This is a genomic window from Microbacterium wangchenii, from assembly GCF_004564355.1.
In the GTDB taxonomy this organism is placed as follows: domain Bacteria; phylum Actinomycetota; class Actinomycetes; order Actinomycetales; family Microbacteriaceae; genus Microbacterium; species Microbacterium wangchenii.
The window spans coordinates 714,651-732,577 of the sequence record NZ_CP038266.1; the positions used below are offsets into that span (position 1 = coordinate 714,651).

Consider the following 17,927-nt stretch of genomic DNA (forward strand, 5'->3'; position numbering starts at 1 on the left):
GGTGAATCCTATTCGGACCATCACGCTCGCTGTCACGGCGCGGGATCGCGGTCGAGACTGGCGACATGATGCGAAACGGCGAGCCGGTCGCGAGAATAGACATCGTTCAAGCGGACGGGCGTTGGCGTAGAGTCGACAATCCGAGAGTGGAGCAGAACCAAATGACGCACAGTGACTCCCGGTGTCCGTTCGCCGACGACTTCGACGCGACGGCCGCCGAATCCTTCGACGGTGCGCACGAGAACTACCGCCGGCTGCGAGATGAGGCGCCCGTGGCGTACTCGAGCGGGTATGGCGGCTTCTACGCGCTGACGCGGTTCGAGGACGTCGAGAAGGCCGCGCGTGATTCGACGCGCTTCATCTCGTCCGTCCGCGCCGTCGTGCCGAGCGACCCGCGTGGCATCCGCCGGCCGCCGTTGAACTTCGACGCGCCGGCGCACTCGCCGTTCCGTCGTGCGCTCGACCGGACGCTGCACCACTCCAGGCTCGAACGGCTGGCTCCCCGCCTGCGTGCGCACGCCGAGCGGGAGATCCAGCCCTTCCTCGACGCCGGCACGAGCGATATCTGTCGGAGCTTCGGCACGATCTACCCGGCGTTCACCGCAGCGGAGTGGCTGAATCTCGACCGCGACCAGGTCTACCGACTCGCGTCGGTGTCGAGCGATTGGGTCGACGCCTGGCGCCGGCAGGACGGCGAGACGGTGACGGCGCGCAGTAACGAGATGTACGACATGGCGCGCGCCCTCGTCGCCGATCGTCGCGCCAACCCCCGGCCCGTCGAGACCGACCCGGCGAGCTCGCTGCTCGCCGAGGAGTACGAGGGGGCGCCGCTCGCAGAGGAGCTCGTCGTCGGCGCGCTCCGGCAGTCTCTGGTGGTCGGCCTCGTCGCCCCGCCCATCCTGCTCGGCGGTATCTGCGTCCACCTGAGCCGAGATCAGGACCTGCAGAGCCGGCTCCGCGCGGACCCTGCGCTCATCCCGGCAGCGCTCGAGGAGTTCATCCGCCTCTACACGCCGTATCGCGGCTTCGCCAGGACGGTCTCCGAGCCGGTGGAGGTTCACGGCCGCCTCATCGAGCCGGGGGTGCCCGTGACCCTCGTGTATGCGTCGGCCAATCGCGACGAGCGCGTCTTCCCGGATCCGGACGCATTCGTGCTGGACCGGTCGAACATCTCTCGGCACATGGGATTCGGCCGCGGGCGGCACCGCTGCGTGGGCATGGCTCTCGCGCGCCTGAGCCTCCGCATCGCGCTGGAGGTCCTCCTTGAGCGCACGCAGTCGTTCGATGTCGCGGGGGAGATCGAGATGACACGCATGCCCGAACTCGGTGCGCAGAGCGTGCCCCTGCGGGTCGTGCCCGCATGAGCTGCGGCTGAGGAGGTGCACCTCCCCTCGACCCGGGTCGGCGAAGGTCACGCGTCGCGGGATGTGTGGTGGGACGACAGTGCGGCGAGATCGCGATCGACCGCCCCGAGCACCTGACGGAATCGGGCCTCCGCCGCGACCCCGAGTTCGTCGTAGATGCGGAACGCGACTTCTCGCGCGCGAGCGCGCGGCCAACCGTCGGGCAGCAGCTCGACAGGCAGATCGGGGTCGAACTGCCGGAACTGCAGCCATTCGGTCATGATCTCGGTACGCATGACGAGGGCGTCGCGCGGAGTGACGCCGCCGGCGAGCACCTCCTGGACCTTCGGTTCGTGACGTGCGATGAAGTCGAGGTATCGACGCTCCAGCGTCTCGAGGTCGAAGACGTCGGCGACGGAGAACGGACGCCCGGGCCGTGCCACGATGGTCGCGCGCAGGACGCTGCCGTCGTCGACCTGCAAGGTGTCGAGCAGTTCGACGGCTTCGATCGTTCGATCATGCGGCGTGATCCAGTTGGCATCGTTGAGCAGGCCGAAGCCCAAGTCCCGCAATCGCGTCCGCAGCACGCGCCGGACGTCACGCGCAGGCTCGGGTATCGAGAAGGTGACCACGGTCCACAGTCCGTCCCAACCGGTGATGTCGAGGCCGAATCGCAAGACGCGCCGCATGGTCGCCTCCGCGGATTCGCTCATGCGCTCGGGGGCGCCGTACGACGTGGTCCGGCCGGACTTGCCCTGGGTGAGGAGACCGCGCTTGTGAAGTCGTCGCATCGCCTGACGCGCGCCGCTCTCCGTGATGCCGAACTCGGCGAGCAGTGCCACGATCGCCGCCGACGGGATCTGTTCACTCCGCCTGAACCAGTAGTCGCCCAGGAGCGTCACGATGAGGTACTGCGGCTCGCGGCTCGTCGTCGATCGAGGCAGCCGTGGTCCAGGAGGCAGGGAATCCACCCCGCCACGTTATCCGGCTCTCGCCCCGCCGAGTGCCGTCCAACCGGTGCGCGGTAGGCTGGCGGAGGCTCCGTGCGGAGGTCGCAGACCGCGGTCGGGGGTGTTCGGGAGGAGCGCGAATGATCGTGGGGATCGGGGTCGACCTGGTCGACATCCCCCGCTTCGAGCGGTCGATCGCGCGCACCCCGCGCCTGCTGACGCGACTGTTCGCGCCGAAGGAGCGGATGCTGAAGCCGCACTCGCTCGCGGCGCGCTACGCCGCGAAGGAGGCCCTCATCAAGGCGCTCGGCGGATCCGACGGCGTGCACTGGACCGAGATCGAGGTGGTCTCGGAAGCGTCCGGCCGCCCGCGCTTCGCCCTGTCAGGGTCGACGGCGGAGGCGATGGCGGCCCGTGGAATCACCCGCACGCACCTCTCCCTCAGCCACGACGCGGGCATGGCCACCGCGTACGTGATCGTGGAGTCGGCATGAGCCGGCTGCCCGACGGCGTCATGCGCGAGGCGCGCATCGACGTGGACGCGATCACCGACAACGTGCGGCACCTGCGCCGGCTCACCGACGCCGAGATCATCGCCGTCGTGAAAGCCGACGCATACGGGCACGGGGCGTTCCGCTCCGCCGTTGCGGCACTGCAGGGCGGAGCATCCCGCCTCGGCGTGGCCGACATCGCCGAGGCGCTGCGCCTGCGCCGCGAGGGCATCACCGCCCCGATCCTCGCGTGGCTGCACGCACCGGGCACGTCGTTCGCCGAGGCGGTCGAGCACGACATCGAGGTGGGTGTGTCGGGCATGGATCAGCTGCTGCAGGCCGCGGCCGCCGCATCCGGGAACCGCCCCGCCGCCGTGCACATCAAGATCGACACCGGCCTGTCGCGCAACGGCGTTCCGCCGGCGCAGTATCGCGTCGTCTTCGCTGAGGCCGCGCGCCTGGAGCGCATCGGCAAGGTGCGCGTGGTCGGGCTGTTCTCGCATCTGTCCAACGCGTCCGCCGCCGACGACCTCGCCGCCCTGCGCGTGTTCGAGGAGGCCGTGAGCGAGGCCGCCTCTCTCGGGCTGAACCCTCCGCTGCGCCACATCGCCGCGACCCAGGCGGCCATCGAGCTGCCCGAGACACGGCTCGGATGCGTGCGCATCGGCATCGGCCTGTACGGACTGTCGCCCTTCGCCGACCGCACGTCGGCCGAGCTCGGACTGCGCCCCGCGATGACCCTGCGCGCCGCCGTGGCCGCGGTGCGGCGCGTGCCCGCGGGCCAGGGCGTGTCGTACGGCTACGACTTCCGCGCCCCGCGGGACACGACCCTCGCCCTCGTCCCCCTCGGATACGCCGACGGAGTGCCGCGACAGGCTTCGGGCACGGGACCGGTCACGATCGGCGGGCGACGCTTCACCGTGGCCGGGCGCATCGCGATGGACCAGTTCGTCGTCGACGTGGGCGATACGCCGGTCGCCGTCGGCGATGAGGTCGTGCTCTTCGGCGATCCGACGCTCGGTGCGCCGTCGGCGACCGAGTGGGCGGATGCGGCGGGCACCATCAACTACGACCTCGTCACGGGCATCGGCTCGCGGGTGGCGCGGCGGCAGGTGGCCGGATGAGCGTCCCCGACGAGCTCCTCGGTACGCGCGAGATCGACACCCCCGACGCCATGCACGACCTCGGCGTGACGCTGGGGCGCGCCCTCGAGCCCGGCGACGTCGTCGTGCTCACCGGCGGGCTCGGCGCCGGCAAGACGACGCTCACCCGCGGAATCGGCGAGGGCCTCGGCATCCGCGGCCCCGTGCAGAGCCCGACGTTCGTCATCGCGCGCACGCACCCCTCACTCATCGGGGGCGCACCGCTCGTGCACGTGGACGCCTACCGCCTCGGCTCGGCGGTCGAGCTCGACGACCTCGACATCGACGTGCCGTCCTCCGTCGTGATCGTGGAATGGGGCCGGGGGATGGCCGAGCACCTCGCCGAGTCGTGGTGGGAGATCGAGATCACGCCGCAGACCGGCGGGCGCGGTCTCGACTCCGCGTGCGGCACGATCGCCGGCCACACCGCCGAGCTCGACGCCGACGCCCCCCGCACCGTCGCCATCACCCGCCACCCGTAGCCCGCCGGCGGACGAGGGCGAGCGGGTGCCGGGGGCGGATTACGCTGGGAGGGTGTTCCTCGGCATCGACACCTCCCTCGCCACGGCCGTCGCCGTCGTCGAGGCCGACGGGTACGTCGTGGACGAAGCATCCAGCCCCGACCCGCTGGGGCACGCCGAAGTGATCGGCGACCTGCTCGCGCAGGTGGATGCGGCCGGCATCACGCACGTGGCATCCGGAATGGGCCCCGGCCCCTTCACGGGGCTGCGCGTGGGGATCGCCGCCGCCCGCGCCTTCGCCCTGGGCCGTGACCTGCCGGTCGTGCCGGTCGTCAGTCACGACGCCGTCGCCCTCGGGCTCCTGCTGGATGCGGCCGTCGCCGGCGCCCCCGAGCCCGGCCGCTTCGCCGTCGTCACCGACGCCCGCCGGCGCGAATTCGCGTTCACCGTCTATGAAGGCCTCGACGACGACGGCCTTCCCGTGCGCGTCAGCGAGCCCGCCCTGTCGCCGCGGGACGAGCTCGATGCGCGCGTCGCCGACCTCGGCGCGATCCGCCACGACGCGGCATCCGTGCCCGCGACCATGATCGCCCTCGCCGCCGCACGCGCGGTGGCCGCCGGCCGCAGCATCGGCCCGTCCGAGCCGCTGTACCTCCGCTCGCCCGACGTCACGCTCGGGCACACGCCGAAGAAGGTGCGCACGTGAACCTCCGCGCCGCCGAGGCCGCCGACCTCGATGCGATCATGACGCTCGAGCGCGCCTCGTTCCCCACCGACGCGTGGAGCGAGGCGATGATGCGCGAAGAGCTGGCCTCCCGCCACGGCTGGTACGTCGTCGCCGAGGAGGCGGGGATGCTCGCCGGATACGCGGGGCTGCGAGCCCCGCGCGGGGCGAAGGACGCCGACATCCAGACGATCACGATCGCCGAGCCCTTCCGCGGACACGGACGGGGACGGACGCTGCTGCGGGCGCTGCTCGCCGAGGCCGACCGGCGGGGCGCCCGGGAGGTGTTCCTCGAGGTGCGCGCCGACAACCCCGTCGCCCAGGCGCTGTACGCTTCGGAAGGGTTCGCCGAGGTGGGCCGCCGCCCCCGCTACTACCAGCCGGACGGCGTCGACGCCGTCGTGATGCGCCTGGACCTGCCCTCCTGGGCCGCCGCGCGCGCCGCCGCGCCGTCGGAGGATCGCACGGAGGTCGGAGGATCCACGGCGGATGCTCCGACCTCGGGCGCATCCTCCGACCTCGGTGCGGGCCTCCGGCCGCTCGGGGACGCGGCGCCGGCGTGCGACGTGGCGACGGGGTGGTGCACATGACGCGCGCGCCGCTCGTGCTGGGCATCGAGACCAGCTGCGACGAGACGGGCATCGGCATCGTGCGCGGGCGCACGCTCCTGTCCAACACGATCGCCTCGAGCATGGACGAGCACGCCCGCTACGGCGGCGTCGTGCCCGAGGTCGCCGCCCGCGCCCACCTGGAGGCGCTGCAGCCGGCGATCCGCGCGGCGCTGGCGGAGGCATCCGTGAGCCTGCACGACCTCGACGCCGTCGCGGTCACGAGCGGCCCTGGGCTGGCCGGCGCGCTCATGGTGGGCATCGGCGCGGCCAAGGCGCTCGCCGTCTCGCTCGGCAAGCCGCTGTACGCCGTCAACCACCTCGTGGGGCACATCGCCGCCGACATCCTCGACGCCGACGCGGGCCCGCTGGAGTACCCGACGGTGGCGCTGCTGGTCAGCGGCGGGCACACGTCGCTCCTGCTCGTGCGCGACCTCACGAGCGACGTCGAGCTGCTGGGCGAGACCGTCGACGACGCCGCGGGGGAGGCGTTCGACAAGGTCGCCCGCATCCTCGGCCTGCCCTACCCCGGCGGCCCCGAGATCGACCGCGCCGCCGCATCCGGCGACCCCACCGCGATCCGCTTCCCCCGGGGCCTCTCCCGCACCTCCGACCTGGCACGCCACCGCTACGACTTCTCCTTCTCGGGCCTGAAGACCGCCGTCGCGCGCTGGATCGAGCAGCGGGAGGCCGCCGGCGAGCCGGTGCCCGTCGCGGACGTCGCCGCGTCGTTCCGCGAGTCGGTCGTCGACGTGCTCGTGACCAAGGCGCTGGACGCCTGCGCGCAGCACGACGTGCCGCGCCTGCTGCTCGGCGGCGGCGTCGTGGCCAACCGGCGCCTGCGCGATGTCGCCCTCGCCCGCGCCGCCGAGGCGGGCGTGAGCGTGCGGATCCCGCCGCTGCGGCTGTGCACCGACAACGGCGCGATGATCGCCGCCCTCGCCGCCGACCTCATCGCATCGGGCCGGCGCCCCTCGACCCTGTCGTTCGGCGCGGACTCGACCCTGCCGGTCACGCAGATCCAGGTGGCGGAGGAGGAGGCCGCGTGAGCGAGCCCCTGCCCCCCGAGCCGCACCCGCCCGCGGATGCGGAGGCGGCCGAGGCCGCGGTCCAGCCGGCCACGACGCCCGACCTCACCGGCGTCGACGCCGCGCTCGGATCGCCGCCGCCCCTGCCGCCGGCCCCGACCGTGGAGGCGCCCTCGCCCGACGTCGTCGCCGCCCCCGTCGCCCCGCGCATCCCGGGAGCCGCGCGCACGGGCTACACACAGCTGCCCACCGCCCCGGTCATCCTCGCCACGCACGGTCCGGTCGAGGGTGAATCCTCGCCGTGGTCGCCCCCGCCGCCGGCGCGGCGGGCCGCGGTGGCCGCGTGGGCGCTCGCCCTGGCGATCGTCGCGCTGGGGGCGTCCTTCTTCGTGGGGTGGATGCTGCCGTTCGGTCTCGCCGGGTTCGTGGTCGCGATCGTGGCCCTGCGTCGTCCCCGGGAATCGCGCGCGATGGCGGTGTGGGCGCTCGTGCTGAGCCTCGTGTCGATCGCCTACAGCGCCGGCTGGCTGCTGTGGGTCATCCCGCAGCTTCCGCTGGACTGACCAGGGCGGGACGGGCCCGCCTCACCCGACGCGGTCGGCCAGGAGCGCGAGGCGGCGCGATCCGACGCGCGTGAGGATCAGGGTCGCGGCGTCGTCGCCGCGCAGCTTGAGCTTCGTGCGCAGCACGGCCGGGTCGACGTCGACGCCGCGCTTCTTGATCTCCAGCGTGCCGATGCCGCGCTCGCGCAGCGCGCGGGCGAGGGCGCGCGTGTCGAACGGCACCTCCTCGCGCACGCGGAACGAGGTCACGAACGGGCTCGTGAGCGCCTCGTCGGAGGTGAGATACGCCATTCCGGGGGCCAGCATCCCGGCCTGCAGCTGCCGTGCTGCCTCGCCGATGAGCCGGGCCCGGATGACCGCGCCATCGGGTTCGTGCACGAACGCCCCGAGCGGGCGCACCGGCACGTCCTCGGCGTCGCCGCCGGCCGTCAGCTCCCACGCGTCGTCGCCGCGGGTGACCAGCGCCGCGCGGCGCACGCCCGGGCGTGCGAGCGATCCGCTCCACAGCACGAGCTCGATCGTCGAGCCGTCGGCGCTGACCCACTGCGCCTCGACGTCGGCGGGGAGGGCGTCGCGATCGAAGGCGGGGCCGAGCTTCATGCCGCCGGGCATGCGGGCGAGGAGATCGAACGCCCACTCCAGCGGAGGGGAGTAGTCGCCCGCGCGCACGCGCGTCGTCTCCGTATGTCCGGCGGTGCGCCGGGCCGGATCGAGCCACACCGCCTGCACGCCGGAGAGGTCGGCCGCCTCGGCGGTGCCGTGCTGCACGGTCACGGCGTCGCCGAAGGGCGCGAGGTTGTACGCCGCGATCGCGGCGGTCACCTCATCGGCGTCCACGGCGACGACTCCCAGGCCGAGGCCGGCGAACCCCAGCGCATCGCCGCCGATGCCGGATCCGAGGTCGGCGACCCGTTCGATCCCGGCGGCACGGAAGCGGCCGGCGTGGCGCGCGGCCACCGACAGGCGCGTGGCCTGCTCGAGCCCCGCCCGCGTGAACAGCATGCGCGCGGCGAAGTCGCCGAACTTCGCGCGCGCCCGCACCCGCAGCCGCGCCTGCCCCACCACCGCGGAGACGAGGTCGGGGGAGTGACCGGCCGCGCGCAGCTGCGACACGACGCGCGCGACGTCGGCGGTGGAGCCGACCTCTCCCACCTCGTCCAGCAGCCGCAGGCCGCCGGGGGTGAGCAGCGCCGTCAGCTCCGCCATATCCACTCCCCCACCCTAGGCGCGTCCACCCCACGCCCCGGCCCGCACCCCCTTCGGGTGGGGGATCGGGGGGAGGGGACCCCCGCACCCCGTCGGGCAAACCCGGGAGGGATCCCCGATGCGGCGCACCCGGTCGCATTCGTACTGTGAGGCCACAACACCACGTCGGGGACCTGGGGCCCCGGGAATGGAAAGGGATCATGGCCTTCGACGACAACACTCTCAACGCCACGCTCAGCTCGGCGGTGACGAACGAGTACACCGAGACCAACACGAGCTCGCTGGATGTCGACCACACCGTCACCGAGTCCGGCAACACGAACGACTCGACCAACGACAGCTACAACGACACGGCGACGGCGACCGACTCGTACCACTGGGGGTCGTACAACACCGAGACCGACACCGCGCACTCCGGCAACACCGACTCGTACAACGACACGGCCACGTGGACGGACGAGTCGTGGACCGACAACTCCGACAACTCCACGCACGACGACTCCGTCAACGCCGGCGTGCGCAGCTACTCCACGGGCTTCGGCGACCTCGGCGGCGCCGCAGCCGCCGCCGGCGGCGGCGGAGACATGATGATCGACAACCGCTCGACGATCGTCGACCAGTCGATCAACGGCAACATCGCCGCATCCGGCCCCGTGTACACGACCGCGTCGAGCTCGGCCGTCGTCAACTCCGGCGACGACGCGATCGTGGCCGGCGGCGACGCGAACGTCACCTACAACATCGACGAGTCGCTGTCGATCGATGCCGGCGGCGACATCCTGATGGACGGCAGCACCAAGACCGTCAACTCGTCGATCAACTCCGGCAACGACTACTCGTTCACCTCGACGATCAACGACAGCTCGCAGGACTGGGACGTCACCGACTCCAACAACACGTACACGTGGTCGGAGACGGTCACCGACTCGTACAACGACGAGGCGCTGTTCCAGTCCTCGACGACCGTCGACGTGAACGTCGACGCGATCGTCGGCAGCGTCGGCGCGGGCATCGGCGACGCCGACCTCGGCATGTGAGACCGGCTGCCGGTCGCTGCGGTGGCGGCGACCGGCAGCCATCCAACCCCGGGCGCCTCGCGCCCACCAGACAGAGAGCAGCAGGACATGGCCTTCGACGACAACGACGTCACGATCGACGTCACCAGCGAGGTGCGCAACTCGGTCACCTCCACGACCACGAACACGGCGAACCTCGCCACCACCGTGAGCGGCTCCGGCAACGTGAACAGCTCCACGAACGACTCGGGCAACGACACCGCGACGGCGACCGGCTCCTTCCACTCGGACTCGTACAACACCGTCACCGACACCGACCACTCCGACAACACCGACTCATTCAACGACGAGTTCACGTACACGGACGGGTCGGAGACGGACAACTCCGACAACTCCACCCACGACAACTCGATCAATGCGGGAGTCCGGTCCTACGACACCGGCTTCGGCAATGTGCTGGGGGCTGCCGGCGGCGGCGACATGATGATCGACAACCGGTCGACGATCCTCGACCAGTCGCTCAACATGAACGTCTCCGCCGGCAGCGGGGTCTCCCAGTGGGTGTCGACGGATGCGGTGGTCAACAGCGGTGACGGAGCGATCGTCGCCGGGTCGGATGCGGCCGTGACGTACAACGTCGACAGCAGCACATCGCTCAGCGCCGACGGCGACATCCTGATGGACAGCACCAAGACGGTGAACTTCTCGTACAACTCGGGGAACACCTCGACCGTGGACACGACGGTGAACGACAGCTCGCAGGATTGGGACCTCGACAACAGCGGCAACACCTACTCGGCGACGCTGGATGTGGAGAACTCCTTCCACGACGACCTCACGGTGCAGACCACGAGCGCCTGGGACATCGACGCGAACGTGATCTGGGACAGCGGCATGTCGGGGATCGCGGACGACACCGACCCCGATGTCGACGTGGATCTATGACTCCGACGTGACCGCGATGGCCCCGGGTCAGCACCCGACCCGGGGCCATCGCTTCGTGCGACGGGTCGCGACGAGAAGGAGGCAACGGTGACTGCAACCGATCCGGCAGGGGGGATCGCCGTCGGGGCGCCCGTGAACGACCACGTGGCCGCATCCGCCCCACCCGGCGAGCTCGTCCGGCTGGTGGAGCAGGCCCGCTCCTTCTCCGGCGCGGTGGGGCGCACCGACCTCGCCAAGCGGCTCGACGACACCCGTGCCCGGCTGCTGGATCCGCACGTGCGGGTCATCGTGGTGGGACAGTTCAAACAGGGCAAGAGCAAACTCGTCAACGCCCTCATCAACGCGCCGGCGTGCGCGGTAGACGACGATGTCGCCACCGCCGTGCCGACCTCCGTCGGGTACGCGGAGGAGCCCTCCGCTGCCGTGTTCATGCGGCCGGAGGGTGGCGGCGACGACACCGTGCAGCGCGTTCCCATCTCCTTCGACGATCTGGCCTCCTACGTGTCCGATCGCGCGGAGGTGCCCCCGGGGCGCTCGGTCGTGGGGGCCGAGGTCCTGCTGCCCCGGGAGATCCTCAAGGGCGGCCTGCGCCTCGTGGACTCCCCGGGCGTGGGGGGTCTGGAATCCACGCGGGCACTGGCCACCCTTGCGGCCCTGTCCACGGCGCACGCCGTGATCCTGGTCTCGGATGCGTCGCAGGAGTACACCGAGCCGGAGCTGACGTTCCTGCAGCACGCGATGCGCATCTCGCCGAACGTCGCCGCGGTGCTCAGCAAGACCGACATCTATCCGCAGTGGCGCGACATCCACTCCATCGACCGGTCGCGCCTGGACGGGCTCGGCGACGTGCCGATCTTCGCCGTCTCCAGCGACCTGCGCCTGCTGGCCGCCGAGCACCAGGACCGTGAGCTCAACGACGAGTCCGGCTTCCCCGCGCTCGTGGCGCACCTGCGCCGGAACGTGCTCGGGCATGCCGAGCTGCTGCACCGCCGCGGGGCCGTGCACGATCTCACCACGGTCGTCGATCAGCTCTCGCTCTCGCTGCGCACGGAGCTGAACGCACTGCTGCACCCCGAGGACACCCCGCGCATGCTCGCCGAGCTCGAGGACGCCAAGTCCCGCGCCGACGAGTTCCGCGGCCGCTCCGCCCGATGGCAGGTGACCCTCAGCGACGGCATCGCCGACCTCATCGCCGACACCGAGCACGATCTGCGCGATCGCCTCCGCAAGGTGCAGCGCGACGGGGAGGCGGCCATCGACGAGGGCGACCCCGGGCCCATCTGGGATCAGATCGCGCAGTGGCTGGATGAGCGCGTGTCGGCGGCGGTGTCGGAGACCTTCGTGTGGACCAACGAGCGTTCGCAGTGGCTGTCCGAGCGGGTCGCGGAGGAGTTCATCGCCGGGGAGTCGGGGATCCCCCTCATCGACGTGGGCGATGTCACCGGAGTGCTCGATCCCGTGGAGAACCTGCAGGTGCTGGATGAGGGCCGCATGAGCGCCGCCGAGAAGATCTACATCGGGGTGCGCGGCTCCTACGGCGGTGTTCTGATGGTGGGGCTCGCGACGAGCCTGGTGGGCCTGACGCTCATCAACCCGCTGTCGCTGCTGGCCGGCGTGCTGGTTGGACGCCGCGCCTACCGCGAAGACATGACCGGGCGCCTCACGCGCCGCCAGATGGAGGCGAAGAACCTCCTGCGCCGCCACATCGAAGACGTCGTCTTCCAGGTCGGCAAGCAGCTGAAGGACCGGCTCCGGCTCGTGCAGCGTGCCTCACGCGACCATTTCGGCACGATCGCCGACGAGCTGCACCGCTCCCTGTCCGAATCGGTCCTCGCCGCCAAGCAGGCCGCGGCCACCTACACCGCCGACCGCGACGGCCGCGTCACGCAGCTGCAGACGCGACTGCGCCAGCTCGACGCGCTGCGGACGCAGATCCCCGCGCTCCAGGCGGTCTCGGAGCGGGCCCGCTGATGCGCACGTCGCTCGGCGACGTGGCCGACGTTCTCGACGCCACGCGCATCCTCTACGCCGACGAGCCCGGCACGGTGGAGCTGCTGGACGCTTACGCGCGGCGTCTGCGCGAGCCGCTGCGCCTCGCGGTGGCCGGCATCGTCAAGGCCGGCAAGTCGACGCTGCTGAACGCCATCATCGGCGAACGGATCGCACCGACGGATGCGGGGGAGTGCACGCGGGCGATCACGTGGTACCGCTACGCGCCCACCGCCCGCATCACGATGAACCTCGTCGACGGCTCGGCGGTGCGCCTGCCCGTCCGCCGCACCGACGGGCGGCTCGACCTCGAGCTGGGCGGCCACCGCGCGGAGGACGTCGCCTGGATCGACGTGGGATGGCCCTCCGAGGCGCTGCGCTCCACGATCCTCATCGACACGCCCGGCATCGCGTCGGTCACCCGCGAGAACTCGGCGCGCTCGATGGAGTTCCTCCTGCCGGAGAACTCCCCCGCCGCCGCCGACGCCATCGTGTACCTGCTGCGGCACGTGCACTCCTCGGACGTGTCGTTCCTGCGGGCGTTCCGCGACACCGCGGCCGGAGCATCCTCGACCGTCAACGCCGTCGCCGTGCTCTCCCGAGCCGACGAGATCGGCTCGGGGCGCATCGACTCCCTGCTGTCGGCGGCCGCGATCGCCGACCGGTACCGACGAGACGGCGAGCTGCGCGCCCTGGCGCTGGGGGTCGTGCCGATCGCAGGCCTCCTGGCCGAAGGCGCCCGGACGCTCCGGGAGAGCGAATTCATCGCGCTGCGCGAATTGGCACGGCTGGACCGCGACGTGCGCGAGCGCCTCCTGCTGTCGGCCGACCGCTTCGTCCGCCCCACGACGGCGACGTCGCTGAGCATCCCCGTCCGCGAGAACCTCCTGCAGCGCTTCGGCCTGTTCGGCGTGCGCCTGGCCGCCGCGCTCGTGCGCGGCGGGGCCACCACCTCTTCCGCGCTCGCGGAGCGGCTCGTGCAGCAGAGCGGGATGGTGGGGCTGCAGCAGTTTCTCGTCGACCACTTCCGCGCGCGCGCCGTCGCGCTCAAGGCACGCGGGGTCCTGCAGGGGGTGGAGCAGCTCGTCCGTGAGCGGCCGCGCCCCGGCGCCGACGCCGTGCTCGGGGGCATCGAGCGCATTCTGGTGCGCAGCCACGAACTGCGTGAGCTGGCGCTCCTGGCCGATGTGCGCACCGCCCCCGTCGCGCTGTCGCCGCATGACATCGCCGAGGCCGAGCGCGTGCTCGGGGGCCTCGGCACCTCCGCTCCGGCACGGCTGGGACTGCCCGAGACGGCGACCAAGGCGGAGCGCGACGAACGGACCCTGGCGCTCCTCGGGCATTGGCGGTCGCTGGGCGAGTCGCCCCTGAGCGACCGCTACACCGCGTACCTGTGCCGCATGGTCGTGCGCAGCATCGAGGGGATCGCGTCAGAGGCCGCTGCCCGCGCCGAGGCTGCGGGCGACGTCGTGCTGGCGAGCGGTCCAGCGCAGGGCGGCCGGTAGCGTCGAGAAGAGCAGCCCGACGACGGCCAGCCCGAGGGCCAGCAGCAGTACGCGCGTCAGGGGGATGCCGCGGTCGCCGAGCGCGACCAGCTCCCGGCACGCGAGGAACACCGCCCCCTGGAACAGCGCGGTCCCCAGGAGCCACCACCGCATGTTCGGCCGGCGGTTGGAGAAGGACACCAGGAGCGTCACCTGGACCAGCCACAGCGCGACGAGGGCGCCGAACACCGACCAGTAGACGATGTCGGCGGCGGTGTCGTACGTGGCATCCGCTCGCTCCGCGTCGACGGCCTCGATGACGCCGATGATCTCGGGGAGCTGCTGCTCGCGGATGATGAAGAGGTAGACCACCGCGACGGCGCTCACCGCGAGCGAGAGCACCCACGCGAGCTGGCTGAGACGCACCGACGCCGGCGCCGGCAACTTCACCAGCACCGGCGCCGCCTCCTTGTTCCCCAGCGACGGACGCGCGGGTGCTTCGCGGGCCTCGCCGGCCGAGGAGGTCGCGCGGGCGCCCCGCGCCCCGGCGCCGTTGTCGGGGTCGGGGCGTCGCGCGAGATCAGAAGTTGTCATCCGCGGGGGCTTCTTCCATCACGACGGTGTCGGAGGACTCGAACACGCCCGTGGTGTCACTGTCGACGGTCGTCTCGGCGTAGGCCACGGTGGAGTCGTTGAACGATTCGTCGGCGGTGGTCGTGCCGGTGGTGCTGTTCATCGAGTCGGTGACCGTGGTCGTGGTCGATGCATCCGTGGTGGTCGTCGTGTCGGTCGAGGTGTTGCCGGAGTCCGTCGTGGTGGTCTCGGTGACGTCGCTGCCGCCGATCGCGACGTCGTCGCCGGCGTCGATGTCGGTGGACTGGTCGAGGTTGTTCTCCTGCGTCGCATCGTTGCCCGCCGCGATGGCGCCGTCGCCGGAGGCGACCACGGCGTCCTGATCGAACACCTGCGTGACGTCGCCGTCGGCCCAGATGTTCTGGTTCACCGACTGGTCCAGGAGCGTGTCGCGGTCGTCGATGTAGGAGAAGCTGTTGGTGATGGAGTTGATCTCCCGCACGGTCGGGTTCGGCTCCGGCGCGGCCGGCGCCGGCTTGGGCGCGGGGACGGGAACCACCTGCGCCCGTTCGGCGATGACGGGTGCGACCGCGCACACGTCCGCGGCCGTCGCGTTGCCGAGGCCGCGAGCGGTGAGGGCGGCCTCGGGGTCCTTCGCGAACTCCTCGGCGGCATCGGGATCGCGCAGCAGGCTCAGGATGAACTCGATCAGGGCATCGGCGATCGTCGCCAGCGTCATGCTCATTTCTGCTCCTCACATCGGGACGTTCCGAACGTATTGCGTCGCCGCGCGCTGCGCGTCGGGGGCTGTCCCCCCGTCGTGGGGGTGCCACTAGGGGGTCGCGCGGGGGGAGCACCGTGGCCGGTCGCGTGTTCGCTCATGCGAACTCCACCTCCCGCGGGGAGGGCACATCGTCGGAGGGTGCATCCTCCAGAACCATCCGCAGCTTGCCGATGAGGTCGGAACGCGTCGTCGCCCCCAGGCGCCGGCGGATGCGCGCGATGTGATGCTCTGCGGTGCGGGGGGAGATGAAGATGGACTCGCCGATCTCGGCGTAGGTCTTGCCCTGTACGACGAGGGCCGCCACCTCCCGCTCCCGCGCGCTCAGCAGGTCGTTGACGCGCTGGGCGGCGGCCTCGGTCGTGCGCGCGTCGTCGACGGCGGGATGCTGCAGCTCCTCCCGCGGGTGCAGCTGACGCGCGCACGCGAGCAGGCGCGCGATGACGCGACGGTCCTCCGTGCGCCCGGCGCCGTGGCCGGCCAGGCGCGCACCGTCCCATGCCAGGCCCACCGAAGCCAGCCCCAGGGCCGCCCGCTCGATCGCGTCGGCGTCGACATGACCGGTGAGCACCTCGGTCCACACCTTGCCCGCGCGGGCCATCTTGCGCGCCAGGCGCGTGTGCGGGGCTGCGGCCAGCAGCCCGCGCGCATGCGGGGCGAGGTCGTCGGGGCGGTTCTGATGAATCGCACAGTGCAGGCCCGCCCAGTGCAGATGGCTCGACCACATGGGCGGCGAGCCCATGCGCTCCACCGTGGCGTACGCCTCGTCCAGGTGCGGGCGCAGCCGCTCCAGGTCGCCCAGGCGCGCGGCACCGACGGCGAACTCGGCCAGGGGCAGCAGCGAGTACAGGTCGAAGCGCGTGCGCAGGATGCTCTCGCGGGCGCGCCGCCACGCCGGCGCGAGCGCCGACGCGTCGGCGTACCGGCGGGTGAGGGCCATCGTGACGGCGTCGGCGAGCACCCGCTCGCGGGCGGTGGTCACGCCGGCCGCGCTCGCCGCCTGCAGGGCCGACTCCGCCTCATGCGGACGCTCCCGCTGCACCGCGACCCAGGCCTGCCACAGCAGCAGCCGAGGGCGCGCCCACATCCCGCCGTGGCCCGCCCGCACGGCGGTGTCCATCACGGTGTGGGCGACGCCGAGCTCGCCGAGGCTCAGGGCTGCGACGGTGGCGACCACCGCGGGGAGCTCGGGCGTCGGGGCATCGCACTGCGCGGCCGTGTACATCTCGGTGGCGCGGACGAGGTCGCTCAGGCACGTGCGCGTCTGCGTCCCCAGTGTCGCGCGCAACCCGCGGACGAGCAGCTCGTGCGACACCGCCAGCGTCGACGGCACGGCGCGTGCGGGCGGCGCCTGGCCGAGGCGGTCGAGCTCGTCCACCTCACCGGAGCCGAGGGCCGCGAGGCTCGCGTGCGCGACGAATTCGGGCGTGCCCGGGTCGGTGTGGGCGAACACCGCCGACGCCATGCGCAGGTCGCCGCGCGCAGCCCACACGGCGCCGGCGATCGCCGCCGCCTCCGGGAAGCCGGGGTGCGCCGCATCCACCGTGGCGGCGTCGATGAGAGCGCCCGCGGCGTCGATCTCCCCGGCGTTCCATGCCGCCCGCGCACGCCGCACGGCGACCGTGCGCGGGTCTGCGCCGGCGTCGGCGGCGCCGCGGAAGAGCTCGTCGGCGCGGTGCGGATGACGCGAGAGCTCGGTGTCGCCGTCCTCGAGCAGCGCCGTGGCCACGCGCGGATCGTGCATCCCGCCCATCAGCTCGCGCACGAGCGGGTCGGCCGGCGACGCCCCGGCGTCGACGTACAGCTCGGCGAGGCGGTCGACGGAGATCGTCGTCCGCACGGTGTCGCGCACGACCGGCGCCGGCTGGCCATTGCGCTGCAGCAGTCCCTTGGCGTGTCCGGCCGCGGCCCAATCGGCCCCCGGGGGCGACACCGGCGTGTGCGGCGACAGGCACAGGCTCTCCAGCGCATGCCGGAGCTCCTCGTCGAGACCGGCGATGCGATGCGCGATGAGGTCGCGCAGCTCCTCCCGCACACCCGGGTGCGCGTCATCCTCGGTGCAGTCGGCGTCGTGCACGCCGAGCGCCTCGGAGACGAGCCAGGTCAGGTGACCCGCCAGCTCGAGGACCCCGTCCACGCACCGCGGGGCGATCGCCCGCCCGTTCCGGGTGCACTCGTCGACCACGTCCGCGTGCGTGACATGCCCCAGCACGATGGCCGGATGCAGCGCGTCGGCGATCTCGCGGAGCATCGGCGGCACCGGCCACGGTCGCATCGCCAGGACGAGCGCTGCGTCCGGGTCGCCTACGCGCCGGCCGAGCGCGGCGAGGTCGTCGGGGGAGAGGAGGTGCGCGTCGTCGATGACGAGCACGTCGTTCGCCGGTACGTGCGCGAGGTCGCGGCCCGCGCTGACGGGAGTGCGGCCTTGCGTGGCGAACTCCGCGTGCAGCCGCTGCAGCAGCCGCGTCTTACCCGACCCGGCGGTGCCGACGAGGACCAGCCGCGGAGGCCGGTCGTCAGCGACGACGGCGTCGATGTGGGTGCGCGCAGGACGCGGAAGGACCATCGGGATACCACCGGCCGCATCGGCGGGCGGCGTGAGCGTGGACGCCATGTCGGGCCC

General features: G+C 72.2%; 17 protein-coding genes. 12 read left to right on the top strand and 5 right to left on the bottom strand.

What is annotated here, in order from left to right; translation table 11 throughout:
- Positions 1-65: 65 nt before the first annotated feature.
- Positions 66-1,364, top strand: coding sequence for a cytochrome P450 (locus E4K62_RS03380; RefSeq protein ID WP_240742801.1), 1,299 nt, complete (start codon positions 66-68; stop codon positions 1,362-1,364).
- A gap of 47 nt (positions 1,365-1,411) precedes the next feature.
- On the opposite strand, the gene E4K62_RS03385 is transcribed toward E4K62_RS03380, so the two are convergent.
- Positions 1,412-2,314, bottom strand: coding sequence for a PaaX family transcriptional regulator (locus E4K62_RS03385; protein WP_135063550.1), 903 nt, complete (start codon positions 2,312-2,314; stop codon positions 1,412-1,414).
- Between the two features lie 119 nt (positions 2,315-2,433).
- Here E4K62_RS03385 and E4K62_RS03390 point away from each other — a divergent pair, with 119 nt between their 5' ends.
- The 7 genes from E4K62_RS03390 to E4K62_RS03420 are packed head-to-tail and all read left to right on the top strand — an operon-like array spanning position 2,434 to position 7,310.
- The gene (locus tag E4K62_RS03390) at positions 2,434-2,787 is read left to right on the top strand and encodes a holo-ACP synthase (protein WP_135063552.1); all 354 of its coding nucleotides are present in this window, start codon (positions 2,434-2,436) and stop codon (positions 2,785-2,787) included.
- Positions 2,784-3,908 (top strand): alanine racemase, encoded by a 1,125-nt coding sequence (alr, locus tag E4K62_RS03395; RefSeq protein WP_187270424.1) that lies wholly within the window; start codon positions 2,784-2,786, stop codon positions 3,906-3,908. The genes E4K62_RS03390 and alr overlap by 4 nt, the downstream gene beginning before the upstream one ends.
- A complete protein-coding gene (gene tsaE, locus E4K62_RS03400) occupies positions 3,905-4,408 on the top strand; it encodes a tRNA (adenosine(37)-N6)-threonylcarbamoyltransferase complex ATPase subunit type 1 TsaE (RefSeq protein ID WP_135063554.1) in 504 nt (167 codons plus the stop codon). The genes alr and tsaE overlap by 4 nt, the downstream gene beginning before the upstream one ends.
- 52 nt (positions 4,409-4,460) lie before the next feature.
- Complete coding sequence (tsaB, locus tag E4K62_RS03405; RefSeq protein WP_135063556.1) at positions 4,461-5,093, top strand: tRNA (adenosine(37)-N6)-threonylcarbamoyltransferase complex dimerization subunit type 1 TsaB; 633 nt, start codon at positions 4,461-4,463, stop codon at positions 5,091-5,093.
- On the top strand, positions 5,090-5,701 hold the full coding sequence (rimI, locus tag E4K62_RS03410; protein ID WP_135063558.1) for a ribosomal protein S18-alanine N-acetyltransferase: 612 nt from the start codon (positions 5,090-5,092) through the stop codon (positions 5,699-5,701). The genes tsaB and rimI overlap by 4 nt, the downstream gene beginning before the upstream one ends.
- Positions 5,698-6,768 (top strand): tRNA (adenosine(37)-N6)-threonylcarbamoyltransferase complex transferase subunit TsaD, encoded by a 1,071-nt coding sequence (gene tsaD / locus E4K62_RS03415; protein WP_135063560.1) that lies wholly within the window; start codon positions 5,698-5,700, stop codon positions 6,766-6,768. The genes rimI and tsaD overlap by 4 nt, the downstream gene beginning before the upstream one ends.
- Positions 6,765-7,310, top strand: a complete 546-nt coding sequence (locus tag E4K62_RS03420; RefSeq protein ID WP_240742802.1) for a hypothetical protein — start codon at positions 6,765-6,767, stop codon at positions 7,308-7,310. The genes tsaD and E4K62_RS03420 overlap by 4 nt, the downstream gene beginning before the upstream one ends.
- Before the next feature lie 21 nt (positions 7,311-7,331).
- On the opposite strand, the gene E4K62_RS03425 is transcribed toward E4K62_RS03420, so the two are convergent.
- The gene (locus E4K62_RS03425) at positions 7,332-8,522 is read right to left on the bottom strand and encodes a class I SAM-dependent methyltransferase (RefSeq protein ID WP_135063562.1); all 1,191 of its coding nucleotides are present in this window, start codon (positions 8,520-8,522) and stop codon (positions 7,332-7,334) included.
- 194 nt (positions 8,523-8,716) lie between these two features.
- On the opposite strand from E4K62_RS03425, the gene E4K62_RS03430 reads away from it, so the two are divergent.
- The 4 genes from E4K62_RS03430 to E4K62_RS03445 all read left to right on the top strand — a co-directional run bounded on the left by E4K62_RS03430 (position 8,717) and on the right by E4K62_RS03445 (position 13,971).
- Positions 8,717-9,553 carry a serine-rich family protein gene (locus E4K62_RS03430; protein WP_135063564.1) on the top strand — a complete coding sequence of 279 codons (837 nt, stop codon included), beginning with the start codon at positions 8,717-8,719 and terminating at the stop codon, positions 9,551-9,553.
- 87 nt (positions 9,554-9,640) lie between these two features.
- Complete coding sequence (locus E4K62_RS03435) at positions 9,641-10,477, top strand: hypothetical protein (RefSeq protein WP_135063566.1); 837 nt, start codon at positions 9,641-9,643, stop codon at positions 10,475-10,477.
- A gap of 87 nt (positions 10,478-10,564) precedes the next feature.
- On the top strand, positions 10,565-12,448 hold the full coding sequence (locus tag E4K62_RS03440; RefSeq protein WP_240742803.1) for a dynamin family protein: 1,884 nt from the start codon (positions 10,565-10,567) through the stop codon (positions 12,446-12,448).
- Entirely contained in the window at positions 12,448-13,971 is a 1,524-nt protein-coding gene (locus tag E4K62_RS03445; protein WP_135063568.1) for a dynamin family protein, read from the top strand. Before E4K62_RS03440 ends, E4K62_RS03445 begins: the two co-directional genes overlap by 1 nt.
- Here E4K62_RS03445 and E4K62_RS03450 read toward each other — a convergent pair.
- From E4K62_RS03450 to E4K62_RS03460, 3 genes are all read right to left on the bottom strand, one after another.
- The gene (locus tag E4K62_RS03450; protein ID WP_135063570.1) at positions 13,897-14,544 is read right to left on the bottom strand and encodes a hypothetical protein; all 648 of its coding nucleotides are present in this window, start codon (positions 14,542-14,544) and stop codon (positions 13,897-13,899) included. The two genes, E4K62_RS03445 and E4K62_RS03450, sit on opposite strands and share 75 nt — an antisense overlap.
- A complete protein-coding gene (locus E4K62_RS03455; protein ID WP_135063572.1) occupies positions 14,531-15,268 on the bottom strand; it encodes an IniB N-terminal domain-containing protein in 738 nt (245 codons plus the stop codon). The genes E4K62_RS03450 and E4K62_RS03455 overlap by 14 nt, the downstream gene beginning before the upstream one ends.
- A gap of 133 nt (positions 15,269-15,401) precedes the next feature.
- A complete protein-coding gene (locus tag E4K62_RS03460) occupies positions 15,402-17,918 on the bottom strand; it encodes a LuxR C-terminal-related transcriptional regulator (RefSeq protein ID WP_135063574.1) in 2,517 nt (838 codons plus the stop codon).
- Positions 17,919-17,927: the final 9 nt, after the last annotated feature.